This is a genomic window from Pseudorhodoplanes sp. (genome assembly GCA_032027085.1).
GTDB lineage: Bacteria > Pseudomonadota > Alphaproteobacteria > Rhizobiales > Xanthobacteraceae > Pseudorhodoplanes.
In genome coordinates, this window is record JAVSMS010000001.1 from 3,506,386 (window position 1) to 3,522,639 (window position 16,254).

Here is a 16,254-nt window from a genome sequence, read left to right on the forward strand (position 1 = left end):
GAATGCCGATCAACATCCTGATGCCCGCCTTGTCGCCCACCATGGAGAAGGGCAACCTCGCCAAGTGGCTGAAGAAAGAGGGCGACACGGTAAAATCCGGCGACGTTATCGCCGAGATTGAGACGGATAAGGCGACGATGGAAGTGGAAGCGGTCGACGAGGGCACGCTCGCCAAGATCGTCGTGCCGGAAGGCACCGCCGACGTGCCGGTCAACCAGGTGATCGCGGTGCTGGCTGGCGACGGCGAGGACGTGAAAGCGGCGGCCGCCGGTGTCGGCGCTGCACCAGCCGCGAAGCCGCAGCACCCAACCGAGTCGAAACCCGCACCCGCGCCTGCCGCCGCTCCGGCACCAAAAGCCGCGCCGTCGGCGCCTATCCCGCAGGCGCCGGCACCCGCGCCGCATGACGGCAATCGCATTTTCGCGTCTCCGCTCGCCCGCCGTCTCGCCAAGGAAGCCGGCATCGATATTGCGCGCATCCAGGGTTCCGGCCCGCACGGCCGCGTCATTCAGCGCGACGTTGAAGCGGCGCAATCCGGCAAGGGTCTGAAAGCGCCTGGGGCCGCGCCCGCCGCTTCGCCGGCCTATGTCCCGCCCGCCGGCCCGTCCGACGAACAGGTGCGTGCGCTGTTCGAGGAGGGCTCCTATGAAGTGGTGCCGCATGACGGCATGCGCCGCACCATCGCACAGCGCCTCGCGCAGTCGACGCAGACCATCCCGCATTTCTATCTCACGATGGACTGCAATATCAGCAAGCTGTTGCAGGCGCGCGAGGAGATCAACGCCTCCGCGCCGAAGGACAAGGACGGCAAGCCCGCCTACAAGCTGTCGGTCAACGATTTCGTCATCAAGGCGCTGGCGCTGGCGCTGCAGCGCATTCCAGATGCCAATGTAAGCTGGACCGACGCCGGCATGCTCAAACACAAGCATTCTGATGTCGGCGTCGCGGTCGCCATGCCAGGTGGCCTGATCACACCGATCATCCGCAAAGCGGAGACGAAATTGCTCTCGGCGATCTCGAATGAGATGAAGGATTTCGCCAGGCGTGCGCGCGACCGCAAGCTGAAGCCCGCCGAATATCAGGGCGGCACATCCGCCGTGTCCAATCTCGGCATGTACGGCATCAAGGATTTCACCGCCGTGATCAATCCGCCGCATGCGACGATTCTGGCGGTCGGCAGCGGCGAGGAGCGCGCGGTCGTGAAAAACGGCAAGATCGAAGCCGCCTGGATGATGAGCGTGACCTTGTCTTGCGATCACCGCGCGGTCGACGGCGCGCTCGGCGCGGAGCTGCTCGGCGCGTTCAAGACGCTGATCGAGAATCCGGTGATGATGGTGGTGTGACGCTCATTCCGGCGTCAGCCCTTTTTCTCTAATGACCGCTTGCGCCTCCGGCGTGCGCAGGAACGCAACAAGCGCCTTTGCGACATCCACGTCTGTCGCATCGACCAGCAGGCCAACCGAAAACTGTGTCGTTCCGTCAAGCTCCGACGGCAGCGGGCCGAGCAATTCCGCACCCGGCACGGCGATCAGTTCGGAGATCTGCTGCGCGGCGATATCGGCTTCTCCGCGCACCACAAAGCCTGCGGCCGGCGAGCCGAGTTTCGCTTTTGCCTTGATCGCATCGGTGATGCCAAGCCTGTTCAGGGCAGCCTCGAACAACGTGCCGCTCAGGCCGCCCTGCACATAGGCAACCGCTTTGGCGTCCAATAGCGCCCGTTTGACAGCTTCCGGCGTGGAAATGTCCGGCCGTTTGGCCCCGGCTTTGACGGCCAGTCCCACCTGGGCGCGGGCGAGGTCAGTGCGCGCGCCGGTGATCTTTCCCTCCTTCGCAAGCTCATCGATATTCGGCGCATTGGCGATCAAGAGATCGGCGGTTTCTCCCGCGCGCACCCGCTTCACCAACTGGCCGGACGGCGCCACCTCCAGCGTGACTTTGTGGTCGGTCGCCTTCTCGAAGTGGGGCGCCAGCTCCAGCAGGGAAGTCCGCAGCGCCTGGGTGCAGAAGACCTTGAGTTCGGCAGACTGTAATGGGGAGGGCAAGAGCGACAGTCCTAGGAACATGGTGAAACCAGCTGCTCTTACCATGATTGTCCTGCCGTCTGGTTTTCTTTGCAGGATAAACCTGCTATCCGGCCGCCTGCAAAGGCTCTGCACAAGGCAAACCCGGCATGGCCGCGTTTATTCGCCTCGCCGAATGTGAGGAGGGGACGCTATGACACGGCTGCCCTGGTTCACGCTGATTGCGGCCGCCGTCCTGATCCTCAATCCGCTGGGCCGTGACATCGTCGGCTCGGCGATTCGCTATTCCCCGACAGACTGGCTGCGGGATTTGTGGGTGACGGTGACGCTGATCGGGGTTGCGGTTCTGGTAGTGATGGGTGGCCTCGAAGCGTGGTACAGGGGGCGGCGCCTGCGGGCCAAGGCCGACTTGCTGAATTCGGGTACGGAGACATAGCGTGGCAGAAGCGTTCGACATCATCATCATCGGCTCCGGCCCCGGCGGCTACGTGACCGCAATCCGCGCCGCGCAGCTTGGCTTCAAGACCGCGGTCGTGGAGCGCGACTTCCTCGGCGGCATCTGCTCGAACTGGGGCTGCATTCCGACGAAAGCACTGCTGCGCTCGGCCGAAATCTTCCACTACATGCAGCACGCCAACGACTATGGACTGGCCGCGCAGAATGTCAGCTTCGATCCCGCCGCGGTTATCAAGCGTTCGCGCGGGGTTGCCGGTCGCATGAATACGGGCGTCGGATTTCTTTTGAAGAAGAACAAGGTGAGCGTGATCTGGGGCGAGGCCGTGATCGACGCCCCCGGCAAGATCACGGTGAAGGCGTCGAAGACCGAAGCGCCGAAAGGCGCGCTCGGTCCGGGCAGCTATCAAACCAAGCACATCATCATCGCGACCGGCGCCCGCCCGCGCGTGCTGCCGGGTCTTGAGCCGGACAAGAAGCTGGTCTGGACCTACTTTGAGGCGATGAATCCCGACAAGATGCCAAAGTCGCTCTTGATCGTCGGCTCCGGAGCCATCGGCATCGAATTCGCGTCCTTCTATCGCACGCTCGGCGCGGAGGTCACGGTCGTGGAAATTCTGCCGCAGATCCTGCCGGTGGAAGACGCCGAGATCGCTGCCTTCGCGCGCAAGCAGTTCGAAAAGCAGGGCATGAAGATCATCACCGGCGCGAAGGTGAGCAAGCTTGACAAGAAGGCCGACAGCGTCACAGCCACGATCGATGACGGCAAGGGCAAGACCGAGCAGATCACCGTCGACCGCGTCATCTCCGCAGTCGGCGTCGTCGGCAATGTCGAAAATCTCGGACTGGAAAAGCTTGGCGTGAAGACCGATCGCGGCACCATCGTCATTGATGGGTACTGCAAGACCAATGTGCCCGGCATCTATGCCATCGGCGACGTCGCAGGTCCCCCGATGCTGGCGCACAAGGCAGAGCACGAGGGCGTGGTCTGCGTTGAAGCGATCAAGGGTCTCAAGCCGCATCCAATGAAGAAGGAATTGATCCCCGGCTGCACCTATTGCCATCCGCAGGTTGCATCTGTCGGGCTCACGGAACAGGCCGCCAAGGAGAAAAAATACGACATCCGCGTCGGACGCTTCCCGTTCATCGGCAACGGCAAGGCGATCGCGCTCGGCGAGGACCAGGGCATGACCAAGGTCATCTTCGACAAGAAGACCGGCCAGCTCTTGGGCGCCCATATGGTCGGCGCGGAAGTGACAGAACTGATCCAGGGTTTCGTTGTCGCGATGAACCTGGAGACGACGGAAGAAGAATTGATGCACACGATCTTCCCGCATCCGACGATTTCAGAGACAATGAAAGAGGCGGTGCTGGATGCTTACGGGCGTGTACTGAACATGTAGCGATCTGAAGGGGAGGCGAAGATGGGCGACATCCAATACGCGCTGGGCCAGCCCGGTGTCGGCCTGTTTATGATGCTGATCATCGGCGCCATTGCCGGCTGGATCGCCGAAAAAGTCACCGCCTCCAATCACGGCATCTTCACCAATATCCTCGTCGGCATTGCAGGCGCCTTTGTCGGCGGCAAGCTAGCTGAGGTACTGAATGTACCCGTCTTCGGCTTCTGGCGCACGCTGGTGTCGGCGTCGATCGGTGCGATCATCATCCTGTGGATCTGGCAGGCGATCCGCACGCGATCAGCCTGACGGGCATCAGCACGCCCAGAATCGAAATCAGGGAGACGACAGCAGGTTTGCCGTTGTCGACATCGCGGCCGGCCCGAATAAACAGCGTGGTGGCCGCCGAGGCGAGCGTCTCGCCCACCAAAGAACCATCACCACGTACAGCGGAGCAGTACAGATAACGCAGGAATTCCAAGCGGCTGACAGGGTCGGTTCATTTGGGAAGTCCTGCATTTTCAGCTGATCTGGGTTCAATCCAGCGTGTTTTTTGTTCCTTGCGGTCGCGGCAAGGGCCCCGTAAGTAATTGACGCTACATTTCTTTGAACCCCGCCGACCCGGGAAACTCGCCTTGGCCGTTATCATCGACACCATTTCCAATCTGCGTCCGCGCCATCCCGAAAAGGTGCATCGGCCGGATGTCCCCGCGTTGCCCAAGCCGAACTGGATTCGCGTGCGTGCACCGGTGTCGAAGGGCTATGCGGAGACGCACAAGATCATCCGCGACAACAAGCTGGTGACGGTGTGCGAGGAGGCCGGCTGTCCCAATATCGGCGAATGCTGGGACAAGAAGCACGCCACCTTCATGATAATGGGCGACACCTGCACGCGGGCCTGCGCCTTCTGCAATGTGAAGACGGGCTTGCCGGGCGCGCTCGATGCGCTGGAGCCGGAGCATGTGGCCGAGGCGACCTTGAAGCTCGGTCTGCATCACGTCGTGATCACCTCGGTCGATCGCGACGATCTCGCCGACGGCGGCGCCGAGCATTTTGCGCAAACCATCGGCGCGATTCGTGCCCGTTGCCCGTCAACCACCATCGAAGTCCTGACGCCGGACTTTCTGCGCAAGGACGGCGCGCTCGAAATTGTCGTTGCCGCCAAACCCGACGTGTTCAACCACAATTTGGAAACTGTGCCGTCTCGTTATCTGACCGTCCGGCCGGGCGCGCGCTATTTTCACTCGATGCGTCTGTTGCAAAGGGTGAAGGAACTCGACCCGTCGATGTTCACCAAGTCCGGCATCATGGTCGGGCTGGGCGAGGAGCGAAACGAGGTCCTGCAATTGATGGACGATCTGCGTTCGGCCAATGTCGATTTTCTCACCATCGGCCAGTATCTTCAGCCGACCAAGAAACATCACCCGGTCGTGCGATTCATCACCCCGGAGGAATTCAAGGCCTACGAAACCATCGCTTATGCGAAGGGATTCCTCATGGTATCGGCATCGCCGCTGACCCGATCATCGCACCATGCCGGCGATGACTTCCAGCGCCTGAAAGCGGCGCGCGAGGCAAAGCTGTCGCGTTGACGACTGATGCCTCAATTCTCCACAACGCGACGGGTGCGGCACGCAGCGGCTGACATGTTCGCCCTCGTGGCCGATGTCGAGCGCTATCCGGAATTCGTGCCGCTATGTAAGTCGCTGCGCATTCGCAATCGGATCGACGAGCCAGAAGGCGTGCAAATCATCGTCGCCGACATGACGGTGTCCTTCAAACTGATCGAGGAGAAGTTCACCAGCCGTGTGACACTCGATCACGCTAACCTGCTTATTCTCGTCGAGTATCTTCAGGGTCCATTTAGCCGGATGCAGAACCGTTGGGAGTTTCATCCGGTTGAGGAGCAGATCTGCGACGTGAAATTCTTCATCTCTTACGAATTCAAGAGTCGCGCCCTTGGCTTTCTGATGGGCACCATGTTCGAGACCGCCTTCCGTCGCTTCTCGGATGCCTTCGAGCGGCGTGCCGACGTGGTTTATGGCAAACGCGACGTCCCACGGCGAGCGTAGCCGCGCGCCGTCAGAATGCGCGATTTGAATTTGCTCAGGCCGCCGCTTTACGGGGCGCTGGCTTGATATGCGTCTCAGTCGGCTTGGTTTCCCGCTCTTCTGCAAACCGGGTGGACGCGCCGAACGACGCCATGGCATATCGTTGACACGCCGTAACGTCTGCGATCACGCGTCCGAACGCGCCGGATGCCCAGTTCTGATACTCTCGCATCAGATCGAGCGGATTCTCCGCCTGGCACATGCGTTCTGCGGCCTCGAGGGCGTGGTGCGTGCCGGTGTGCCGCCGTTCAAACCAGCCGTTTGCAAATTCCTGCATCTCATTAAGAAGCTTGTCCTGGTTTTCCCAGAAGGTGCAGGCATTTTCCCGCATTGGGCCCGCCATGGTGCCGGGCAACGCAAGCATGCGTTGTATGGCATTCACCTGCTGCGCAAAAGTGGTCTCTGTCATCGCCTTTACTCCCTCTACTCGCGCTTGTTGGTTTTCTTTTATTTCAGTCTGTTTCCCGGGGAACGGTTAGAACACTGCCGGCAAGCGCCGACTCTTGCAGCGACATCTGCGTGCGATTGGCCTCGTCGTCGAGTCCCATCCAGCGCAGCTTTCGTGCCTGCTTCAGCAGCGCGTCGGAGATTTTCTGTTCCGGCGGAACTTCGGGTGTTGCTTCGCGTGGGTGATGAATCATGGACGAACTCCTCCTCTAATTTTGTCGTCGTTTCCGGCAAATGCCGGATAATCAACGACGCTTTTTTTTGGTGGTTGATGTGAGCGATCACTGCAGCGTCATGCTGCGAAGAGTTTTGCGACCTTTTAACGATCCAAGCTCGATTGAGTTTCAGGGCTGAATATAAAATGGAGAAAAAAAGCATTCCGAGCTTGATCTGGATCAATCGTGGATCTTTTACCCAGTTCGATGGATCGATTTCACGTGCCCCGAAGATATCGATGGATCATCAAAAAGCTGAATATCAATCGACTAAAAAAATAGTCTAGCGCCGCGCCGGCTCTTTCTCCGCCATTTCGTGCAGCATCACAAAGGCCTGCAGCACCGAGCGTTTCCGGATTTCTGCGCGGCCGGGATTACCGAACCGTCTTTCAACATGGTTCAGCAGCCCCGAGCGGGAAGCGGCGGCAAAATGCACAAGGCCGACAGGCTTGCCCCCTTCGTCTGCGGTTGGTCCGGCAATGCCGGTGACCGCGATCGTCAGATCGACCGGCGCATAGCCGAGCGCGCCTTTGGCCATGGCTTCGGCGGTTTCGCGGCTCACAGCCCCGTATTGCTTCAGGATATCTTCGGGCACGCCAAGCATCTCCTGCTTGGCTTCGTTGCTGTAGGTGATGAAGCCGCGGTCGAGCATGCCGGACACCCCCGGCACTTCCGTCAGCGTGCCCGCAACGAGGCCGCCGGTGCAGGATTCCGCTGTCGCAATCGTCAGTTTCTTGCGCTTGCAGATATCAAGCAGCCGCTTGGCCGCCTCGACAATGTCGTCGTCGATCATTGCGATGGCTCCAGGGGCAACCGAACAGTCGCAGTTGCATAAGCCACGATGCCTTCGCCGCGGCCGGTGAAGCCGAGACCTTCGCTGGTCGTCGCTTTCACCGCAACGCGCGACACGTCAATGGCGGCGATTCCGGCGATGCGCGCGCGGATCGCGTCGCGATGCGGGCCTATCTTCGGCGCCTCGCATACGATGGTCAGGTCGAGATGCGCGATCGTGCCGCCGCGGGCCCTGACACGTTCCACCGCGAATTCAAGGAAAAGATCGGACGAGGCGCCTTTCCACTTGGGATCGGAGGGAGGAAAGTGAGTTCCGATATCACCTTCCGCGAGAGTTCCAAGCAGCGCATCGACAAGCGCGTGTAGGCCGACATCGGCATCAGAATGGCCAGAGAGACCGCGGTCAAACGGTATACACACGCCGCCGAGCATGATGTGATCACCAGAACCAAAGGCATGCACGTCAAAACCCATCGCCGTGCGAACCTCAGTCTGGTTTGCGAGGGCCTGCGCGCGGACAAAATCTTCTGATGTCGTCAGCTTCATATTGGTGCTTTCGCCTTCAAATACGGTGACGCTCATTCCGGCCCATTCAGCCAGTGCGGCATCATCCGAAAAATCCATCAACCCGGCTTTTTCCGCCCGGCGATGCGCGGCAAGCAGCGCCTTGAAGTCAAACGCTTGCGGCGTCTGCACCGTGCGTAATGTCGCACGGTTGATAGTCCGCATGATACGCCCGGCCGCATCGACCTCCTTCACAGTATCGTTGATCGGCAAGGCCGGCACGGCTGCTCCGGACGCCCTGCCAGCCGCGATTGCGCGATCGATGAGTGCCGGCGTGGCAAAGGGGCGGGCGGCATCATGGACCAGGACCAGATCAGGAGTGTTTGCCTCCAACGCGGATAATCCAGCCAGCACCGAGGCCTGTCGGGTCGCACCACCGAAGACAGCCTTGGGAAGCTGAAATCCGTGGCTGGCAATTTCGAAGAGATCGACGTCATCCGGATGGATCACCGGCAGGACCCTGCCGACGTCGGGATGACCGAGAAACAATCCAAGACTCGCCCGGACCGCCGACGTTTGTTCTAAGTCCCTGTATTGTTTTGGTATTCCTGGTCCACTGCGCAATCCGCGACCAGCAGCAAGAACCAGAGCAGCAACAGAACTGGGCATGGAAATTCGGGTCCCCAGCGAATGGAGGTTTCCTTCTAACGCATAGGCCACCTGAACTCGCAAGTTTAGGATTTTGCACTGCAGCACTTGTGTTACTGCCAATTTTGGCTAAACTCTGAGCAGCTTCGAAATGGCGCCTAAAATATATGCAGACTGTGAGTATTTCCGTCGCAGACCATCGCCCGGCTGTCGGCAGAGTTGCCTTGCCGAACCGCGTCGTGCTCGCGCCCATGTCGGGGGTCACCGACGCCCCTTTCCGTAGACTGGTCGCGCGGCTGGGTGCGGGTCTGGTCGTTTCGGAAATGATCGCGAGCGAAAAACTGGTCGAAGGCCGTCGCGATGCCAAACTCCGCGCAGAGGGCGAGGGTGTCGGCATCCATGTTGTGCAGATCGCCGGTTGTGAAGCGCGCTGGATGGCGGAAGGTGCGCGCATTGCAGAAGCGTCCGGCGCGGCCATCATCGACATCAACATGGGTTGCCCGGCCAAACACGTCATCAACGGACAATCCGGCTCGGCGCTGATGCGCGATCTCGATCATGCATTGACGCTGATTGAGGCAACGGTTGCCGCGGTGAATGTGCCGGTCACCCTGAAGATGCGGCTTGGCTGGGACGACAGATCCATCAATGGGCCGGAGCTTGCGACACGCGCGGAGAATGCCGGCGTTCAGCTCATCACCGTTCATGGCCGCACCCGCTGCCAGTTCTACAAGGGCTTTGCGGATTGGTCGAAAGTGAGAACGGTCAAGGAGAATGTCTCGGTCCCGGTCGTTGTCAACGGCGACATCTGCAATACAGATCAGGCTGAGCGTGCGCTTACAGCGTCGGGCGCGGACATGGTGATGATCGGACGCGCTTCGCAGGGGCGGCCATGGCTCCCCGGACAGGTGGCGCGCTATCTGGAAAGTGGCGTGCGCGAAAATGATCCGGTCATTTCCGAACAGCATGACATCGTGTCGACGCTGTATCAGGAAATGGTGACGCACCATGGCGTCGACATCGGCCGCAAGCATGCACGCAAGCATCTGTCGTCGGCTCTCGATGTTGCCGCGGAGTATGTCAGTGCGCCGGCCGATGTGCTGAAGAAGCACCGCGCCGCAGTGCTCACGGCAGAAACGCCAGGCGACACGTTGAAATGCCTGGCAAATGCCTATTCTGCCTTTGCCGAACGCGAAGAGAAACCGTCAATGCTGAATGGTCTGAGGCCCGCAGCATGAAGATCGAACCCGCACTGGCTTCCTTCCCGGGCGTCGCTGATGCGGTCATCAATGCGTTGCCGCTGCCTGTGATCGTGGTTGCGCCAGACGGGCGCATTGCCGATGCCAATGTCGCCGCGGAGGCTTTTTTTGAATCTTCGGTCTCGCTGCTGAAACGGAACCTGTTGCGCGACATCATTCCATTCGGCAGCCCGCTGCTGACGCTGGTCGAGCAGGTCCGCGATCGCGGCGCGGCAGTCAATGAATATCGCGTCGACCTCGGCACGCCGCGTAACCCGGGCGAGCATGTCGTGGATCTTCATGTGGCGCCGTTGGTCGAACGGGCCGGCCACGTAGTTGTGATGCTGCAGGAACGCACGATCGCCGACAAGATGGACCGGCAACTCACGCATCGCGGGGCGGCGCGTTCCGTGATCGCGCTCGCGTCCATGCTGGCCCACGAGATCAAGAATCCGTTGTCCGGTATTCGCGGCGCCGCGCAATTGCTGGAACAGTCGGCCAACGACGACGATCGCACGCTCACGCGCCTGATCTGCGATGAAGCCGACCGCATCGTGAAACTGGTCGATCGCATGGAGGTGTTCGCCGACGAACGCCCGGTCGAACGCGAACCCGTCAACATTCATGTGGTGCTGGAGCATGTGAAACGGCTCGCACAGTCGGGTTTTGCACGGCATATCCGCTTCATCGAGGAGTATGACCCCTCGCTGCCGCCGGTGCTCGCTAACCGGGATCAGTTGATTCAGGTGTTCCTCAATCTGGTGAAGAATGCAGCGGAAGCTATCGGCGAGAATGCCATTGACGGTGAAATCCAGCTGTCCACCGCATTCCGGCCCGGAGTGCGGCTGACCTTGCCAGGCAGCAAGACAAGGGTCTCGCTGCCCATGGAATTCTGCATCAAGGACAACGGCCCCGGGGTTCCGGCGGACCTGTTGCAGCACCTGTTCGATCCGTTTGTGACTACCAAGCCCTCCGGATCTGGCCTCGGACTTGCATTGGTCGCCAAGATCATCGGGGACCATGGCGGGATCATCGAATGCGATTCCCAGACCCGCCAGACGGTCTTCAGGGTGTTGATGCCAATGTATGCCGCCAGCGAGAGCCGCCTGGACCAGTTCGAAGTCGCTGAAATGGCAAGCGAGGCCAATCCATGACCCGCAATAACGCAATAATGTGACAAGCGAGGTTGACGCCTAGATGCCCGCAGGAAGCATTTTGGTTGCCGACGACGACGCCGCAATCCGGACCGTGCTCAATCAGGCACTGTCGCGGGCGGGGTACGAAGTCAGGTCCACGAGCAATGCGGCGACCCTCTGGCGATGGGTCAGCCAGGGCGACGGCGATCTCGTGATCACCGACGTCGTCATGCCGGACGAGAACGCCTTTGAACTCATTCCGCGGATCAAAAAACTCCGCCCCGACCTGCCCATCGTCGTAATGAGCGCGCAGAACACCTTCATGACGGCGATCCGGGCGTCCGAGCGGGGCGCCTACGAATACCTTCCCAAGCCTTTCGATCTGAAAGAGCTGATCGGCATCGTCGGCCGCGCCTTGTCCGAACCCAAGGATAGGCCGCGCGCGAGCAGCAAGCCGGAAGACTTCGACGCGTCCATGCCGCTGGTCGGGCGTTCACCGGCGATGCAGGAAATCTACCGGCTGCTGGCGCGCCTGATGCAGACCGATCTGACGGTCATGATCACCGGCGAATCCGGGACCGGCAAGGAACTGGTGGCGCGGGCGCTGCACGATTTCGGCAAACGCCGGAACGGACCATTCGTTGCGATCAATATGGCCGCGATCCCGCGCGATCTGATTGAATCCGAACTGTTCGGTCATGAGAAGGGCGCCTTCACCGGCGCCAATGCCAAGAGTCCGGGGCGATTTGAACTGGCAGAGGGGGGGACGTTATTCCTCGACGAAATCGGCGACATGCCGATGGAAGCCCAGACCCGTTTGCTGCGCGTGCTGCAACAGGGCGAGTACACGACGGTGGGCGGGCGCACGCCCATCAAGACCGACGTCCGGATCGTGGCCGCAACCAACAAGGATCTGCGCATCCTGATCCAGCAGGGCCTTTTTCGCGAAGACCTGTTTTTCCGCCTGAATGTTGTGCCATTGCGCCTGCCGCCGCTGCGGGAGCGCACGGAGGACATTCCCGACCTGATCCGACACTTCTTTGCGCAAGCCGAGCGCGAGGGTCTGCCGCCCAAGCAGATCGATCAAGCGGCGCTCGACCGGCTCAAGCGTTATCCATGGCCGGGCAACGTCCGCGAACTGGAAAATCTCGCCCGGCGTCTGGCGGCGTTGTACCCGCAGGAGACCATTTCGCTCGCGGTCATGGAAACCGAGCTCGCCCAACCGGCCGTTGTGCAGGAGACTGGAAGCGCGGCGAATGACGGCCTTTCGGCGGCGGTGGAGCGCAATCTGGCCCGCTATTTTTCCACCTTTGCCGACGGCCTGCCGCCCCCGGGGCTCTACCACCGCATTCTCCGCGAGGTGGAATATCCGCTGCTGACGGCGGCCCTCGCGGCAACACGCGGCAACCAGATTCGGGCCGCAGACTTGCTCGGCGTCAACCGCAATACTCTGCGTAAGAAGATCCGCGATCTGGATATTCAGGTGATCCGGACTAGCAACTGAGCAATTCATCGGCCGATCGGATTTGTTCACCGGCCGATCGAACTGCTTGGGGCGGGTTCGCCCCGGAATTGTCGCAATCACGCAACATTGTTGTATAAATACATCAAGCCTTCTCCCAGAGGGCGCAATCGTCTATTCCCGCAAATGGGGCTTCATGGCGAGCACTGAGCAGACCGTGCCAATGGATCGATTGGCTGGCCCTCCCACCATGGGCAGATTCGCGACGCGCTGGATCGGCCCGATTGCCGTCGGCATCGCGCTCCTTTCGGCCCTGGCGACCTTTCTCGTCCTGTCGGGGCTGACCCCCTTCCTGCCGACGCACGACCTCGTCGTCAGCCTGCTGCTGGTCAACGCGGTGGCGGCGCTGGTGCTTGTTTTGGTGATCGCGCGCGAAGTGTGGGCGATCGTTCAGGCGCGGCGCCGGGGCAGGGCGGCGGCGCGTCTGCATGTGCGGATCGTCGGCTTGTTCGCCGTCATCGCCGCGGTTCCGGCCATCCTGGTCGCGATCGTGGCCAGCATCACCCTCGACCGCGGCCTCGATCGCTTCTTTTCCACCCGCACCAGGGCCGTCATCCAGAATTCGCTCGCTGTGTCGGAAGCGTATCTGCGCGAGCACGCGCAGATGATCCGTGGCGACATCATCGCAATGGCGACCGATATCAGCCGCGCCAAGACATTGTTCGACACCGATCGCGACCGCTTCCGCCAATTGTTGACTGCGCAAGCCACCGTTCGCGGCCTGCCGGCCGCCGTCATGCTTGACGGCGAATTGAATGTCGTCGAACGCAGCAATCTGCGCACCTCGCAGGACTTCAATGTTCCGTCCAAGGAAACGCTCGACACCATCACCGAGACCGAACCTCAGATCGCCCTGATCCCTGACGCCAATTACGTGGCGGCGATCATCCGGCTGCGTTCATTCGACAAAACGTTTCTTTACGTGACACGGCCGCTCGATCCGCGCGTCGTGGCACAGCTCCGCGAAACCCGCGCCAGTGTGAGCGAATATGCCTTGCTGGAATCCCGCCGGCTCGGCGTGCAGGTCGCATTTGGGCTGATGTACACGGTCATCGCGCTGATCGTTCTGCTGTCTGCAATTCTGATCGGTCTGAATTTCGCGAACAAGCTGGTGGCGCCGATCCGACGCCTGATCGGCGCCGCCAATATCGTCTCGACCGGCAACCTGCATGTTCAGGTCCCGGTTCGCAGATCGGAAGGCGACCTCGGCCAGCTCGGCGAAACCTTCAACCGGATGACGCATGACTTGCGCACCCAGCGCGACGATCTGATGCGGGCCAGCGAATTGATCGACAGCCGACGGCGCTTCACCGAGGCGGTGCTGGCCGGCGCCAGCGCCGGGGTGATCGGCGTCGATCACGACAGCCGCACCAGCATCCTCAACCGATCGGCCGAGCATCTGATTGGACGGACGGAAAACGAAGCGCTTGGCAAGCCGCTGCTCGAAATCTTCCCGGAACTCTCCGAGATCATGGGTCAGGCGGCCGAGAGCGGACAACGCCTGACGCAGGGGCAGGTCACGATCAACCGCCGCGGGCGCGAGCGAAATCTGTCGGTGCGGGTGACCAGCGAACAATCGGCAGAGGCCGAGCATGGCTATGTTGTCACCCTCGACGACATCACCGAGCTGGTGATCGCGCAACGCACATCGGCCTGGGCCGATGTAGCGCGCCGCATTGCGCATGAAATCAAGAACCCGCTGACGCCAATCCAGCTTTCGGCAGAACGTCTGCGCCGCAAATACGGCAAGGCGATCACCGAGGATCGCGCCGTTTTCGAACAATGCACAGACACCATCGTTCGGCAGGTCGACGACATCCGGCGCATGGTCGACGAATTCTCACGCTTTGCCCGCATGCCGAAGCCGGTGATGGAAGCGGAAGATGTCGCCGACACGGTCCGGCAGACCGTCTTTTTGATGCGCGTCGGACACGCCGATATCGATATTGATCTCAAACTTTCGGAGGACCCGATGCCTGCGCAATTCGATCGCCGGCTGATCTCGCAGGCGCTGACGAACATCATCAAGAACGGCACGGAGGCGATTGCGGCGCTTCCGGAAGGTTCGGAGAAGGGACGCATCGACGTGTCAACGTCGCGCGAGAATGGCGAGATCCATATCGATATTGTCGACAACGGGGTTGGGTTGCCCGAGAAAAACCGCTCCCGATTGCTGGAACCTTACGTAACAACGAGGGAAAAGGGCACCGGCCTCGGCCTTGCCATTGTCGGAAAAATTCTTGAAGACCATGGCGGCGGGCTTGAATTGCACGACGCCGCAGAAAAGAAGCCCGGCCAGCGTGGGGCATGGGTGAGAATTCGTTTCTTGGCCGATCCAAAGGCCGCCGCCGCTACACCTGACAAGACACCAACCATCCAGACCGCGGGTTAATGACGACATGGCTGCCGAAATTCTCATCGTCGATGACGAATCCGATATATGCGAACTGGTCGCCGGCATTCTGCAGGACGAAGGCTACGCCACACGAACTGCGCGCGACAGCGACGACGCGCTGAACGCAATCCGGAGCCGCCGTCCAAATCTGCTGTTTCTCGACATCTGGCTGCAGGGCAGCAAGCTTGATGGCCTGCAACTGCTTGAGGCGGCCAAGCAGGAATATCCCGATTTGCCGATCGTGATGATTTCGGGGCACGGCAATATCGAAACGGCGGTCGCAGCGATCAAGCAGGGCGCCTATGATTTCATTGAGAAGCCGTTCAAGGCCGACCGCTTGCTGCTTGTCGCGGATCGTGCGCTCGAAACGTCTCGCCTTAAGCGCGAGGTGAAGGCGCTCAAATCGCTGTCACCCATCGCATCGGGACTGATCGGACAATCCTCGGCCATGAATCAATTGCGGCAGACGGTGGAGAAAGTTGCTCCCACCAACAGCCGCACACTGATTATCGGCGCATCCGGATCAGGCAAGGAGCTTTGCGCGCGGTCCATTCATGCGCTGTCCGGCCGGGCCAATGGTCCTTTTGTTGTCATCAACGCGGCCGCGATCACGCCGGAGCGGATGGAGCTTGAACTCTTCGGCACCGAGCAGTCGAACGGCCAGGGCAAGAAAGCCGGCGCGCTGGAGGAGGCGCATGGCGGCACGCTGTTCATTGACGAAATCGCCGATATGCCGCGGGAAACCCAGAACAAGATTTTGCGGGTGCTGGTCGATCAGACTTTCGAGCGGGTAGGCGGCAACACCAAGGTATCGGTCGACGTCCGCATCATTTCGTCAACAGCACGCAATCTGGAGAGCGAAATTGCGGCCGGCCGGTTCCGCGAAGACCTCTATCACCGGCTGTCGGTCGTTCCGATCCGCGTGCCGCCGCTGGCCGAGCGGCGCGAAGACATCCCGATCCTCATCGACCACTTCATGGACCAGATTTCGCAGGCCACTGGCCTGCCGAAGCGGACAATCGGCGAGGACGCGATGGCCATTCTGCAATCGCACGATTGGCCGGGAAATGTCCGGCAATTGCGCAACAATGTTGAACGCCTGATGATCTTGGCCGGCGGTGATCCGGAGGCTGTGATCAATGCCAGTATGCTGCCGCAGGATGTCGGCTCCATGGTGCCGAAAATGCCGAACGGCAATGGCGGCGAGCAATTGATGGGCCTGCCCTTGCGCGAGGCGCGAGAAATGTTCGAGCGTGAATATCTCGTCGCGCAGATCAGCCGCTTCGGAGGCAATATTTCACGCACTGCCGAATTCGTCGGCATGGAGCGCTCCGCCTTGCACCGCAAGCTCAAGGCGCTGGGGATCGGCTGAGGA

General features: G+C 60.8%; 16 protein-coding genes. 11 read left to right on the plus strand and 5 right to left on the minus strand.

The features are described from left to right. Window positions 1-2: 2 nt before the first annotated feature. On the plus strand, window positions 3-1,343 hold the full coding sequence (locus RO009_16930; GenBank protein MDT3686717.1) for a pyruvate dehydrogenase complex dihydrolipoamide acetyltransferase: 1,341 nt from the start codon (window positions 3-5) through the stop codon (window positions 1,341-1,343). Window positions 1,344-1,346: 3 nt separating this feature from the next. On the opposite strand, the gene modA is transcribed toward RO009_16930, so the two are convergent. After that, window positions 1,347-2,087 (minus strand): molybdate ABC transporter substrate-binding protein, encoded by a 741-nt coding sequence (modA, locus tag RO009_16935; GenBank protein ID MDT3686718.1) that lies wholly within the window; start codon window positions 2,085-2,087, stop codon window positions 1,347-1,349. Between the two features lie 127 nt (window positions 2,088-2,214). Between modA and RO009_16940 the strand changes: the two genes are divergently transcribed. From RO009_16940 to RO009_16960, 5 genes are all read left to right on the plus strand, one after another. Beyond that, window positions 2,215-2,457 carry a hypothetical protein gene (locus tag RO009_16940; GenBank protein MDT3686719.1) on the plus strand — a complete coding sequence of 81 codons (243 nt, stop codon included), beginning with the start codon at window positions 2,215-2,217 and terminating at the stop codon, window positions 2,455-2,457. A 1-nt stretch (window position 2,458) separates the two neighbouring features. Beyond that, window positions 2,459-3,877: a dihydrolipoyl dehydrogenase gene (gene lpdA, locus RO009_16945; GenBank protein MDT3686720.1), complete on the plus strand. Its 1,419-nt coding sequence runs from the start codon at window positions 2,459-2,461 to the stop codon at window positions 3,875-3,877. A 21-nt stretch (window positions 3,878-3,898) separates the two neighbouring features. Next, a complete protein-coding gene (locus RO009_16950) occupies window positions 3,899-4,180 on the plus strand; it encodes a GlsB/YeaQ/YmgE family stress response membrane protein (GenBank protein MDT3686721.1) in 282 nt (93 codons plus the stop codon). Between the two features lie 326 nt (window positions 4,181-4,506). Then, window positions 4,507-5,463, plus strand: a complete 957-nt coding sequence (gene lipA / locus RO009_16955) for a lipoyl synthase (protein MDT3686722.1) — start codon at window positions 4,507-4,509, stop codon at window positions 5,461-5,463. Between the two features lie 6 nt (window positions 5,464-5,469). Beyond that, window positions 5,470-5,943, plus strand: a complete 474-nt coding sequence (locus RO009_16960; protein MDT3686723.1) for an SRPBCC family protein — start codon at window positions 5,470-5,472, stop codon at window positions 5,941-5,943. A 34-nt stretch (window positions 5,944-5,977) separates the two neighbouring features. Here the strand turns inward: RO009_16960 and RO009_16965 are convergent, their stop codons facing one another. The 4 genes from RO009_16965 to RO009_16980 form a co-directional block, all read right to left on the minus strand. Further along, complete coding sequence (locus tag RO009_16965) at window positions 5,978-6,391, minus strand: hypothetical protein (protein ID MDT3686724.1); 414 nt, start codon at window positions 6,389-6,391, stop codon at window positions 5,978-5,980. A gap of 43 nt (window positions 6,392-6,434) precedes the next feature. Further along, on the minus strand, window positions 6,435-6,623 hold the full coding sequence (locus RO009_16970; GenBank protein ID MDT3686725.1) for a hypothetical protein: 189 nt from the start codon (window positions 6,621-6,623) through the stop codon (window positions 6,435-6,437). Window positions 6,624-6,927: 304 nt separating this feature from the next. Beyond that, window positions 6,928-7,437, minus strand: a complete 510-nt coding sequence (locus tag RO009_16975; GenBank protein ID MDT3686726.1) for a CinA family protein — start codon at window positions 7,435-7,437, stop codon at window positions 6,928-6,930. Continuing rightward, the gene (locus RO009_16980; GenBank protein MDT3686727.1) at window positions 7,434-8,609 is read right to left on the minus strand and encodes a bifunctional 2-C-methyl-D-erythritol 4-phosphate cytidylyltransferase/2-C-methyl-D-erythritol 2,4-cyclodiphosphate synthase; all 1,176 of its coding nucleotides are present in this window, start codon (window positions 8,607-8,609) and stop codon (window positions 7,434-7,436) included. The genes RO009_16975 and RO009_16980 overlap by 4 nt, the downstream gene beginning before the upstream one ends. 146 nt (window positions 8,610-8,755) lie before the next feature. Here RO009_16980 and dusB point away from each other — a divergent pair, with 146 nt between their 5' ends. From dusB to RO009_17005, 5 genes are all read left to right on the plus strand, one after another. Continuing rightward, window positions 8,756-9,826: a tRNA dihydrouridine synthase DusB gene (gene dusB / locus RO009_16985; GenBank protein ID MDT3686728.1), complete on the plus strand. Its 1,071-nt coding sequence runs from the start codon at window positions 8,756-8,758 to the stop codon at window positions 9,824-9,826. Next, on the plus strand, window positions 9,823-10,980 hold the full coding sequence (locus RO009_16990) for a nitrogen regulation protein NR(II) (protein MDT3686729.1): 1,158 nt from the start codon (window positions 9,823-9,825) through the stop codon (window positions 10,978-10,980). Before dusB ends, RO009_16990 begins: the two co-directional genes overlap by 4 nt. A 43-nt stretch (window positions 10,981-11,023) precedes the next feature. Next, window positions 11,024-12,466, plus strand: a complete 1,443-nt coding sequence (gene ntrC, locus RO009_16995; GenBank protein ID MDT3686730.1) for a nitrogen regulation protein NR(I) — start codon at window positions 11,024-11,026, stop codon at window positions 12,464-12,466. A gap of 208 nt (window positions 12,467-12,674) precedes the next feature. Then, window positions 12,675-14,876 carry a PAS domain-containing sensor histidine kinase gene (locus tag RO009_17000; GenBank protein ID MDT3686731.1) on the plus strand — a complete coding sequence of 734 codons (2,202 nt, stop codon included), beginning with the start codon at window positions 12,675-12,677 and terminating at the stop codon, window positions 14,874-14,876. A 7-nt stretch (window positions 14,877-14,883) separates the two neighbouring features. Then, window positions 14,884-16,251 (plus strand): sigma-54 dependent transcriptional regulator, encoded by a 1,368-nt coding sequence (locus tag RO009_17005; protein MDT3686732.1) that lies wholly within the window; start codon window positions 14,884-14,886, stop codon window positions 16,249-16,251. Window positions 16,252-16,254: the final 3 nt, after the last annotated feature.